Annotated in this window: 8 protein-coding genes and 4 tRNA genes; 1 reads left to right on the top strand and 11 read right to left on the bottom strand. The window is 63.2% G+C overall.

Annotated elements, in window-relative coordinates; translation table 11 throughout:
* Nucleotides 1-198: 198 nt before the first annotated feature.
* From nifJ to pnuC, 7 genes are all read right to left on the bottom strand, one after another.
* Nucleotides 199-3729 (bottom strand): pyruvate:ferredoxin (flavodoxin) oxidoreductase, encoded by a 3531-nt coding sequence (nifJ, locus tag CUC44_RS20650; RefSeq protein WP_100861729.1) that lies wholly within the window; start codon nt 3727-3729, stop codon nt 199-201.
* A 364-nt stretch (nt 3730-4093) separates the two neighbouring features.
* Nucleotides 4094-4453, bottom strand: coding sequence for a DUF1622 domain-containing protein (locus CUC44_RS20645; RefSeq protein WP_167388973.1), 360 nt, complete (start codon nt 4451-4453; stop codon nt 4094-4096).
* A 60-nt stretch (nt 4454-4513) separates the two neighbouring features.
* Nucleotides 4514-5431: an alpha/beta hydrolase gene (locus CUC44_RS20640; protein ID WP_100861728.1), complete on the bottom strand. Its 918-nt coding sequence runs from the start codon at nt 5429-5431 to the stop codon at nt 4514-4516.
* Nucleotides 5432-5528: 97 nt separating this feature from the next.
* Nucleotides 5529-5849 (bottom strand): N(4)-acetylcytidine aminohydrolase, encoded by a 321-nt coding sequence (yqfB, locus tag CUC44_RS20635; protein ID WP_100861727.1) that lies wholly within the window; start codon nt 5847-5849, stop codon nt 5529-5531.
* A 28-nt stretch (nt 5850-5877) separates the two neighbouring features.
* A complete protein-coding gene (locus CUC44_RS20630) occupies nt 5878-6549 on the bottom strand; it encodes a Crp/Fnr family transcriptional regulator (protein WP_100861726.1) in 672 nt (223 codons plus the stop codon).
* A gap of 133 nt (nt 6550-6682) precedes the next feature.
* Nucleotides 6683-7408 carry a nucleoside phosphorylase gene (locus CUC44_RS20625; protein ID WP_100861725.1) on the bottom strand — a complete coding sequence of 242 codons (726 nt, stop codon included), beginning with the start codon at nt 7406-7408 and terminating at the stop codon, nt 6683-6685.
* Nucleotides 7405-8124, bottom strand: a complete 720-nt coding sequence (gene pnuC, locus CUC44_RS20620) for a nicotinamide riboside transporter PnuC (RefSeq protein ID WP_100861724.1) — start codon at nt 8122-8124, stop codon at nt 7405-7407. Before pnuC ends, CUC44_RS20625 begins: the two co-directional genes overlap by 4 nt.
* 274 nt (nt 8125-8398) lie before the next feature.
* Between pnuC and CUC44_RS20615 the strand changes: the two genes are divergently transcribed.
* The gene (locus CUC44_RS20615) at nt 8399-10231 is read left to right on the top strand and encodes an SLC13 family permease (RefSeq protein ID WP_100861723.1); all 1833 of its coding nucleotides are present in this window, start codon (nt 8399-8401) and stop codon (nt 10229-10231) included.
* 192 nt (nt 10232-10423) lie between these two features.
* On the opposite strand, the gene CUC44_RS20610 is transcribed toward CUC44_RS20615, so the two are convergent.
* From CUC44_RS20610 to CUC44_RS20595, 4 genes are all read right to left on the bottom strand, one after another.
* Nucleotides 10424-10506 (bottom strand) — tRNA-Leu (locus CUC44_RS20610).
* Nucleotides 10507-10514: 8 nt separating this feature from the next.
* Nucleotides 10515-10591, bottom strand: a tRNA-Met gene (locus tag CUC44_RS20605).
* Nucleotides 10592-10629: 38 nt separating this feature from the next.
* A tRNA-Gln gene (locus CUC44_RS20600) sits at nt 10630-10704 on the bottom strand.
* 48 nt (nt 10705-10752) lie between these two features.
* A tRNA-Gln gene (locus CUC44_RS20595) sits at nt 10753-10827 on the bottom strand.
* Nucleotides 10828-10879 lie beyond the last annotated feature (52 nt).

The following is a 10879-nucleotide window of genomic DNA, read 5'->3' as shown; positions in this document are numbered from 1 at the left end:
AGATGTGTATAAGAGACAGGGGTGCCACCTACGTCGGCATGGCGCTGATCGCCAGCGCCGCCCTGCTTATCACCTTGCTGGCCTTGAAACGCCACGAGCTGGCCAGCAAGCCTGCCTGATGGCGGTATCCCAGATAGCAAGAGGGCTCCCCATGGGGAGCCCTCTTTTTTTATTGGCTGAGGTCGACCGTCAGGCCGCTTACTCTTGGGCTGGCGCCTCCTTGCCGGCGAGCTGACTCAGCCAGGCGAAGCGACGGCTGGCATCCAGCTCCGCCTCCCGGTAGAGCTGGGTGGCGATTTCCGGCAACTGGCGTTCCAGCCGCTTGAAGCGGGGCTCCTGCTGCAGTGTCTCGGCGAGGGAGGCCGTCGGCGCCCGGGAGTCCAGCGCCAGCGGCGCCTTGCCCTCCTCGCTGCGACGGGGGTCGTAGCGGTAGAGCGGCCAGAAGCCGGTGGCGGTCAGCTGCTTCATCTGCTCGTGGCTCTGGGCCAGATCGTAGCCGTGCTCCTCACAGGGGCTGTAGGCGATGATGAGGGACGGGCCCGGGTAGGCTTCCGCCTCCTGAATGGCTTTTACCGTCTGGTTCATCTGGGCGCCGAGGGAGATCTGCGCCACATAGACGTGGCCATACATCATGACGCTGGCGCCGAGATCCTTGCGGGCCTTGCGCTTGCCCTGCTCGCCAAACTTGGTGATGGCGCCGAGCGGCGTCGCCTTGGACTGCTGGCCGCCGGTGTTGGAGTAGCACTGGGTATCGAGCACCAGTACGTTGATGTTCTCCCCCAGGCTCAGCACGTGGTCGAGGCCGCCGAAGCCGATGTCATAGGCCCAGCCATCGCCGCCGATGAGCCAGACCGACTTGTCCACCAGGTGATCCGCGTCCCGCGCGAGCTCTGCCGCCCCCGGCTCGGTGCTCCCTTGCAGCAGGCTGCGCAGTTGCTGGATATGGGCCCGCTGCTCGGAGACCGGCAGGCTGGCATCTTGCAGTGCCTGCTGCAGCTCGGCCGGAACGACATCCCTCAGGCTTGCCATCAGGCGGCGTACCCGGTCGCGATGCTGATCGACGGTGAGCCTGAAACCCAAGCCAAACTCGGCGTTGTCCTCGAACAAGGAGTTCGCCCAGGCCGGGCCACGGCCCTCGGCGTTGGTGGTGTAGGGGGTGGTGGGCAGGTTGCCGCCATAGATGGACGAGCAGCCGGTGGCGTTGGCAATCAGCAGCCTGTCCCCGTAGAGCTGGGTCAGCAGTTTGATGTAGGGGGTCTCGCCGCAGCCGGAGCAGGCGCCGGAGTATTCAAACAGCGGCGAGATGAGCTGGGAGGTGCGAATGTCGATGCGCTCCAGTTGCTCTGCCGTGCGCTCAGGGAGGTCCAGGAAGAAGTCGTAGTTCGCCTTCTGGGCCTCGAGGTGGTCGAGCCGCGATTCCATGTTGATCGCCTTGCGGCTCGGATCGGTGCGATCCTTGGCCGGGCAGACTTCGACGCAGAGGTTGCAGCCGGTGCAATCCTCAGGCGCTACCTGCAGCACATATTGCTGGCCGCGCATGTCGCGGGCCTTCACATCCAGGGCGTCCAGGGTCCCGGGAGCACCCTCGAGCGAATCCTTGTCCACCACCTTGGCGCGGATGGCGGAGTGCGGGCAGGCGGCCACGCAGTAGTTGCACTGGGTGCAGAGATCCGCCTGCCAGATCGGCACCTCCTGGGCGATGTTGCGCTTCTCCCAGCGGGTGGTGCCCACCGGCCAGGTGCCATCGGGCGGGAAGGCAGAAACCGGCAGGCTGTCGCCGAGCCCCGCCAGCATGGCGGCGGTGACTGTCTGCACGAAGTCGGGGGCCTTGGCGGACACCACGGGGGGGCGCTGATGGCTGCTGCTATCAAGCACCTGCAGCGGCACCGGGATCAGCGCCTCGCAGGTGGCGGCCAGGGCCTGCCAGTTGCGCTCGACCAGTTCGCTGCTCTTGTTGCCGTAGCTCGATGCGATGGCCTGCTTGAGCAAGTCGGTGGCCTCTGCTGGCGGTATGATGGCGGTCAGCTGGAAGAAGGCCATCTGCATCACTGTATTGATGCGGCTACCGAGCTGGCATTCCCGGGCAATCCTGGCGGCGTTGATGGTGTAGAGACGGGCGCGTTTCTCGCGCAGCACCTGTTGCACCTCTTGCGGCAGTCGCTGCCAGATCTGGTCGGCGTCGTAGGGGCTGTTGAGCAGGAAGATCCCGTTCGGCTTGAGCCGCTCCGCCATCTGGTACATGTCGATGAACTGCCACTGGTGGCAGCCGATGAAGTCCGCCTCGTCCACCAGGTAGGCCGATTGCACCGGCCCTTCATTCACCCTCAGGTGGGAGACGGTGAGGCCCCCCGCCTTCTTGGAGTCATAGACGAAATAGCCCTGGGGATAGAGCGGGGTGTGGTTGCCGAGGATCTTGATGCTGTTCTTGGCCGCCGAGACGGTGCCGTCGCTGCCAAGGCCGTAGAACAGTGCCTCCAGCTTGCTCTGGCTCGGATAATCGAGGACCGGCAGTGGCAGGGAGAGACCGGTGACGTCGTCGAAGATGCCGACGGTGAAGCGCGGCCTTGGGTTGTCCAGTGCCAGCTCATCGAAGATGGCCTGCACGCAGGCCGGATTGAACTCCTTGGAGGAGAGGCCGTAGCGACCGCCGATGACCCGCGGCAGGCTGGCACGTTCGCCCCGGCTGACCGCCTCGGCCAGGGCGCTCATCACGTCCAGATAGAGCGGCTCTGCCTGGGCGCCCGGCTCCTTGGTGCGATCCAGTACCGCAATCTTGCTGGCGCTCTCAGGGATGACCGCCAGCAGATGCTCTGCCCTGAAGGGGCGGTAGAGGCGCACCTTCACCAGCCCCACCTTCTCTCCTTGCTCAAGCAGCCGCGTGATCACCTCCTCGCAGGTGCCGATGGCGGAACCCATCAGTACTAGTACCCGCTCTGCCTCTGGATGACCCACATATTCGAACGGCTGGTAGTGGCGGCCGGTCTGTTCGCCGAAGGCGTCCATCGCCTCGCTCACGTGACGGTAGGCGTCGTCATACCAGGGGTTGGTGGCCTCCCGGCACTGGAAATAGGTGTCCGGGTTGGCGGCGGTGCCACGAATGACGGGGTTATCCGGGCTCAGGGCGCGCTCGCGGTGGGCACGGATGGCCGCTTCCGGCAGCAGGGCACGCAGGGTGTCATCCGCCAGCGGCACTATCTTGGCTATCTCGTGGGAGGTGCGAAAACCGTCGAAGAAGTGAATAAAGGGCAGCCGGCTGTTGAGGCTGGCCACCTGGGAGATCAGGGCGAAGTCTTGCGCCTCTTGCACGTTGCTGGCGCAGAGCATGGCGCAGCCGGTCTGGCGTACCGCCATCACGTCCGAATGATCGCCGAAAATCGACAGGGCATGGGTCGCGACCGTGCGTGCCGCCACGTGCAGCACGAAGGGGATGAGCTGACCCGCCAACTTGTAGAGGTTGGGGATCATCAGCAGCAGGCCCTGGGACGAGGTAAACGAAGTCGCCAGCGCGCCCGTCTGCAAGGCGCCGTGAACGGTGGCGATGGCCCCGCCCTCCGACTGCATCTCGACAACTCGAGGCACGTCACCCCACAGATTCAGGCCCCGATCGCTCGACCAGGCCGACGCCTGCTCCGCCATGCTGGAGCTCGGGGTGATGGGGTAGATGGCGATGACTTCGCTGGTGCGGTAGGCCACTGAGGCGACCGCGTTATTACCGTCTGTGGTGATCATGAATTGCCCACTTGCTATGCCAGTGTATAAGGCCGGCTGCGAGCAACCGGCCATGGATAGGTCACTCACATAGTAAGAGGGGGAAGGATCTGCATCAAACGGGATAAATAATCACCTGAGACCACTTTATTTACTCATTTATTATCAATGGGTTGGTGGTGATGGCCCATAGTTGTGCCGGTGGATTTCACACCCTGAAAAAGGTGTGGATATAGAGGTTCTGGTAGCCGTTTATGTCCGATCTACGCCTGGTTTGGCTGCGGGAACACACAAATACGCAGGCTAGCGCAACCCGTGGCCCACCGCATCGACCTGGCCACAGGAGATATAAGCCCTGCTGCGGGCGCCTATGTGTGGCGACAAACTATGCCGATTTTTCCTGCTGGCGCTCGGTCTGGGCATCCAGCTCCTTGCCGAGGAAGTAGTTCAGGAAGGTGCGGATCACCGCGATGATGGCGAGCTGGATCAGCTCCTCCTTGCTCGGCGATACCGTGGTCGCCAGGATATCGGCGGCGAGCTGAAACTCCAGCGCCAGGATGAGCCAGCTGCCGAAACAGAGCCGGATGCGGGGGAAGCCGGGGGCGTGATCCCGCACCCGCGCCGCCAGCCAGAGCGTCTTGCCAAGGCCAATTACCACGCAGGCGATGGAGATGAGCTCCAGCAGCAACTGGAACAGCTCGACCCCGTGCATCATGGCTTCTCGCAAACTGGTTATCTCAAGCACCTTGAACTCCTTATCGATTCAAAGGAGACACTATTAGCACAACCGCCGGGCAAGGCCAACTCAGAGGCGGCGCAGCCAGGCCGCCACCTGGTTTATGCTCTGGCGCGCCGCCGGGCTGATACCAGCGAGCTGGAAGAAGCCGTGGATGACGCCTAGCTGACGCTGGCAGCTTGCCTCGACCCCGGCCGCGAGCAGGGCGCGATAGAGGGCCTCCCCCTCATCGCGCAGGGGATCGTATTCGGCGGTGAGGATATGGGTGGGGGGCAGATCTGCAAGATCTGGATGATGAAGCGGGCTGGCCTCGGGGTGATCGATGGGCAGGGCGCCCAGATAGGCGTGATAGCCGCTCAGCAACATGTCGGCGGTGATGAGGTAATCCTCGCCATAGGTGCGATAGCTGTCGCTCGCACCGCCTGCGTCCAGCATGGGGTAGAGGAGGCACAGCGCCGCAGGCTGGGGCGCCTGCATGGCCTTGAGACGCAGCGCCGTGACCAGGGCCAGATGGCCGCCTGCGCTGTCACCGGCCAGCATCAGGCGCCCGCTGTGCCCACCCCACTCGGCGAGACGATCCATGATGGACAGGGTCGCCGCCATGGCGTCGTCGTGGGCGGCCGGGTAGACATGCTCGGGGGCGAGGCGGGTGTGCACCGCAAACACCAGGGCATTGGCGCGGTTGCACAGCATGCGCAGCTGACGATCGTGGGTCTCGAACTCCCCGCTTATGAAGCAGCCGCCGTGGAAGTAGATGAGGGCAGGGTGGGAGGGTGCCGCCTGGGCTGGACGATAGAGGCGCACGGCATAGTGGGGTTCGTGCCACTCCTCTATGGCCCCAACCTGCTCCCGCTCGCCACCGAGGGAAGCCGAGGCGAGATAGCCTTCGCGTCTGGCTTGCCAGCTCAGTTCACTGGCCTTGGGGCGGCCGGCGGCGATAAAGCCGTCGACTATCTCGGCGATGGCGGGTTCGAGAGCGGTTTGCATGGGACACTCCATAATAACTGTATATAAATACAGTCATTATGCGCCTCTGGCCGCCCATGGCAAGAGACCCGCCGTGAGGGAGCTCACGAATTCGCGGTTAGATCAGCTTGAATTCAATCACATAGAGCGGCGGCAGCTCGGGATAGATGTCCCGGATCACCTGTTTGAGCTCGGCGAGTGTCATGTTCTCCTGGCGGGCGTGCTCGTCGCTGAGCGCATCGAACGCCACTGGCGTCACCGTCAGCACCTCGATGGCGCCGAAGGGCTGGTGCTCGGGGTTGGTGAACAGGGAGAGGCGCTGGCCCGGTTGCCAGTGGGCCTCGCTCTCGTCGCGGATGGTGATGGTCTTGCGACCCGCCTGGATGTCATCCACGAAGCGGCTGAAGAAGGTGAACTCGGGGTAGGGATGGGCGGACATGTTGGCTCCTGAAAAGGGTTAATGGGGATCAGAGACTGAGGTAGGTGCGCAGCTTGGCGAGATCGGCGATGACGGGGCCATCAATGCCCTCACCGACGATACCCTGCTCGATCAGCTCCTTGAGGGCGCGGCGATAGACCCGTTCCGTGGTGCCAAAACGCGCCGCCTCGTGGGCCCGCTTGCGCGACCCCAGCATGGGGGTGCGCTGGCGCTCGCGCCACAGCTCATAGGCGATGTTGTAGGCGATGGGGTGCAGCAGGCGGCTGGTGGTGATGTCCAGGGTATCGAGATAGTCGCAGGCCAGGGCCGCGGCGAAGAAGAGCACCAGTTCGGGCTCGGCCAGCAGGCGTTGGGCCAGCTTGTGGGCACAGATGACGCTGGCATCGAGCTCGGTCTCGGCCACCACGTTCCACTGCACGGGGGCCGCGCCAAAGAACTCCATCTCGCCGAAGATCTGGTGGTGGCACTCAATCTCCCCGAGCTGGAACAGGCGCCCGGAATGGACGGCGCTGTTGAGGGAGACCCGGCCCCGCTTCACCAGATAGAGGTGCTCGCACTGCTCTCCCTGGCGCATGATGGATTCCCCTGGCAGATAACGGCGCAGGTGCAGGCGGCACGCCTCAAGGGCACTGGCGAAGCGGGGCTCGAGTGCCTGGAGTTCGGCTTGGAAACGGCCTAGGGGATAGGGTTGTTGCTGCATGGGCATCTGCAAGAGGCGGTGAAGGCACAGAGGCTAGCAAGAGCCAAGGCCGGATGCCAGTGCGCGTACCCCCGAATGTGACCCTTGCATAGGACAAGACGCCTCGGCCGGGGCTTCCCCGCCAAGGCGGGTCTTATCGGGTCAGGGCATGGAGCGCGGCGGCGATGGCCAGTCGCTCGCCCGCCATCATGGCGGCTTCGCTCTTGGCATAATCGCTCACCCCCTGCTGCACATCCTGCTCGAACGCCACCACGTTGCAGAGCACGGCGGCGACCCGCACCTTGCGAAGGCGCCCGACCGTGAGCAGGGAGGCGGTCTCCATGTCCGCCCCGAGCACCCCGCGCTCATGCCAGTATCGGCACACCGCCTGCTCGTCGTCCCGATAGAAGCTGTCGTGGGAGCGCACCAGCCCATGCCAGTGGGGGTGACCGCTGGCGGCGATCCGCTCGAGCAAGCTCAGTTGCAGGCACAGATCGGCGCAGGCTGGGTACTCGGGGGGCAGATAGGCCAGTGAGCCCCCATCGTGGCGCACGGCCCCTTCCACCACGACAAGGTCTCCCAGCGCTATCTCATGCTGCAAGGCCCCCGCCGAGCCAACCCGCACCAGAGCCCGGGCGCCGGCCTGTACCAGCTCCTCCAGCGCTATGATGGCGGAGGCACCGCCGATGCCAGTGCTGCAGACGGTGACAGGCAGGCCCTGATAGAGGCCGTTGATTAGGCGAAACTCCCGGTTCTGGCCGAGTAATTCACTGCCCTCGAGCTGGCTGGCGATGCGATCGACTCTGGCCGGATCGCCGCACAGGATAACCCGCTCGGCTATCTGGTCCGGGCGACACTGCAGGTGGGGCAGCAGGCTCATGCGGCTGCATCCTGCGGGCGTTTGGCCGCCAGCATCCAGAGGCGGGTGCCGTTGGCGGCGATAAACAGCAGGATCAGGTACTCAAGGGACATGGCATAGACCCCCTGGGCGGCATAGACGCCGATGCTGATGAGGTTGATGACCACCCAGAGGATCCAGTTCTCCACGTATTTGCGGGTCATCAGGATCTGGGCCACCACGGAGAGCACCGTCATGCAGGCATCCCAGAACGGGAAGGCGTCGGGGGAGGGCTCAGGGATGGCGAGATTGGCGCCAAACAGATTGAGCAGGGCGACCGAGGTGCGCGCCAGGGTGGCGAAGACCGGGTCTATGTAGCGGGTCAGCAGGGCGATGGCGACGATGCTCACCAGGGCCGTCAGCAGCAGCTTGGGTCGGCTCAGCCAGCGGATCTGCAATGTCTCCCCTTGCTCGTTGGCGGGACGGGTCCAGGCGTACCAGCCGTAGAGGTTGGCGCAGAAGAAGAACAGCTGCAGCATCAGCAGGCCGTAGAGCTGGATCTGGAAGAAGATGATGGCAAACAGGCTGACGTTGATCAGGCCAAACAGGTAGTTGATGGTCTTTTCCTGGCTGGCGCACCAGATGCAGGCCAGCCCGAACAGGGTGCCGACGGCTTCAATCCAGGACATGGCGTAACCACCGCCGAGCGGTATGGTCACCAGGGTGTGATGGATGCTGAACCACTCGAATATGCTCATTGTCATTTCCTTTGAACGCAGACAGGGGAGATGGCCCCATTTTATGGGCCAAATCAGGGGCGGTGCAGGACTTTTGTCCGCCCGGGGGCGGTCGGCATCAAATAATGGCGAGAAACGGGCCAGCCAACCGCTATTTTTAGCGGCTCCATGGGGGCCCGGATATGCGATGATGGAGCCCATCTTTATTGATATGTAACAAGTTAGGGTGGGAGCGGCTGTGGTCTGATGAGGCGCAGCGTCTCTCGCAAGGGAGAAACGAACATAAGGAGCGAGTGTGAATTCCGAGTTGATCTGGGTCCTCTGCATGCTGGTGGGCGCCATCTATCTGTTTATTACCAACAAGGTGCGCATGGACGTGGTGGCCTTGGGGATTGTCATCCTGTTCGTGCTGAGCGGCACCCTGACCCTGCCGGAGGCGCTGGCGGGGTTCAGCGATCCCAACGTCATCCTGATCGCCGCCCTGTTCGTGGTAGGGGAGGGGCTGGTGCGCACCGGCATCGCCTACCAGGTGGGGGATGCCCTGGTGAAGGTGGCGGGCAGCAGCGAGACCCGCTTGCTGGTGCTGCTGATGGTGGCGGTGGCGACCCTGGGGGCCGTGATGAGCAGCACAGGGGTGGTGGCCATCTTCATCCCCGTGGTGCTGAGCGTGGCGAACCGGATGGGGATCCCGGCCGGGCGGCTGATGATGCCGCTCGGCTTTGCCGGCCTCATCAGCGGCATGATGACGCTGGTGGCGACGCCCCCCAACATGGTGGTCAACAGTGAGCTGATGCGCCACGGCATCCAGGGCTTCGGCTTCTTCGGCTTCACCCCCATGGGCGTGCTGATCCTGGGGCTGGGGGTGCTCTACATGCTGCTGATGCGCAACCATCTGGTGCGCGAAGGGGAAGAGGGCAAGGGCAAGCAGGCGGGGCGCAGCACCATGCGCGATCTCATCCGCGATTACCGCTTGGCTGGCCGTGCCCGCCGATTGGCGATCCGCCCGGACTCCCCGCTGATTGGCCAGACCCTGGACGAGTTGCAGCTGCGCGCCCGCTACGGCGCCAACGTCATCGGGCTGGAGCGCTGGCGCAAGTTTCGGCGGGTGATGGTGACCGTTTCCGGCGTCACCGAGTTTCAGGCCAAAGACGTGCTGCTCATCGACATGTCCGATCCCGAGGTGGACATTCGCGAGTTCTGCAGCGAGGCGCGGCTCGAGCCCATGATCTTGCGGGGGGAATATTTCTCCGATCAGGCGCGGGAGGTGGGCATGGCCGAGGTCGCCCTGATCCCCGAGTCCCGCCTGCTCGGCAAGAGCATCCGCGAGGTGGCGTTTCGAACCCACTATGGCCTGAGCGTGGTGGGCATTCGCCGGGGCGGCGAGGCGCTCACCGGCAAGCTGGTGGACGAGCCACTGCAGATGGGGGACAGCCTGCTGGTGGTGGGTAACTGGAGTCTTATTCGCCAGTTACAGGTAAAAATACGGGACTTCCTACTGCTTGGCCTGCCTGCTGAAGTGGATGAGATGGCGCCAGCCCGCAGTCAGGCCATCCATGCCCTGATCTGCCTCGGAGTCATGATTGCCCTGATGGTGACGGATCCCGTGCCCAACGTGATTGCGGCGCTGATTGCCTGTCTGCTGATGGGCAAGTTTCGCTGCATCGACATGGAGAGCGCCTACAAGTCCATCCACTGGCCGACCCTGCTGTTGATCGTCGGCATGTTGCCCTTCGCCCTGGCGCTGCAGAAGACTGGCGGGGTGGATCTTATCGTCGGCGGTCTTATCAGCGCCGTGGGGGACATGGGGCCTCGCGTGATGCTGGCCAGCCTGTTCGTGCTGTGCGCGGCCATCGGGCTCTTTATCTCCAACACGGCGACGGCTGTGCTGATGGCGCCCATAGCGCTCGGCACGGCCCAGCAGATGGGGGTTTCCCCCTATCCCTTTGCCATGACCATCGCCATCGCGGCCTCGGCGGCCTTTATGACGCCGGTCTCGTCACCGGTCAACACGCTGGTGCTGGGGCCTGGCAACTACAAGTTCGTGGATTTCATCCGCATCGGGGTGCCCTTCACCCTGCTGGTGATGGTGGTGAGCGTCATCGCCATCCCCTGGTTCTTCCCGTTCTGACAAGCGAATACGACACAGGCGGCCTGCGGGCCGCTTTTTTATTGCCCTATGGGGTGTTGCCGGGATGGGTACTCAGTCGGTTCATCGCCGAGGGGCAACAGAATAGGATGAGTAGAGAGAAAGAGGGGGGAACTGCTGAAAAACGGATACAAAAAAACCAGCCTGAGCTGGTCTGTTTGGTACTGCTGTTAATGGTGCGGAAGGAGAGACTCGAACTCTCACGCCTAAGCGCCAGAACCTAAATCTGGTGCGTCTACCAATTTCGCCACTTCCGCAATATTAATGGTGGCTATGACGGGATTCGAACCTGTGACCCCCGCATTATGAGTGCGATGCTCTAACCAACTGAGCTACATAGCCGTTGTTATCAACCACCTAGGTGGGAGAGAACAGAAAAATGGCTGGGGTACTAGGATTCGAACCTAGGGATGGCGAGATCAAAACCCGCTGCCTTACCGCTTGGCGATACCCCAACAGCGCTCTTCAACCGTCACTAAGGACAGACAAAGAACTTTTAAAAATGGCTGGGGTACTAGGATTCGAACCTAGGGATGGCGAGATCAAAACCCGCTGCCTTACCGCTTGGCGATACCCCAACTGAACTAATTTATGGTGGCTATGACGGGATTCGAACCTGTGACCCTCGCA

The organism is Aeromonas lusitana (assembly GCF_002812985.1).
GTDB lineage: Bacteria > Pseudomonadota > Gammaproteobacteria > Enterobacterales > Aeromonadaceae > Aeromonas > Aeromonas lusitana.
Note: the sequence above shows the minus strand (reverse complement) of the source record. Positions and strands in the feature narration are given on the sequence as shown.

What these genes read in the sequence shown, in the direction of transcription:
- CUC44_RS20640 (WP_100861728.1), bottom strand. Translation starts at nt 5,431, where the DNA reads ATGCAAACCGCTCTCGAACCCGCCATCGCCGAGATAGTCGACGGCTTT.
- yqfB (WP_100861727.1), bottom strand. Translation starts at nt 5,849, where the DNA reads ATGTCCGCCCATCCCTACCCCGAGTTCACCTTCTTCAGCCGCTTCGTG.
- CUC44_RS20625 (WP_100861725.1), bottom strand. Translation starts at nt 7,408, where the DNA reads ATGAGCCTGCTGCCCCACCTGCAGTGTCGCCCGGACCAGATAGCCGAG.
- pnuC (WP_100861724.1), bottom strand. Translation starts at nt 8,124, where the DNA reads ATGAGCATATTCGAGTGGTTCAGCATCCATCACACCCTGGTGACCATA.
- nifJ (WP_100861729.1), bottom strand. Translation starts at nt 3,729, where the DNA reads ATGATCACCACAGACGGTAATAACGCGGTCGCCTCAGTGGCCTACCGC.
- CUC44_RS20630 (WP_100861726.1), bottom strand. Translation starts at nt 6,549, where the DNA reads ATGCAGCAACAACCCTATCCCCTAGGCCGTTTCCAAGCCGAACTCCAG.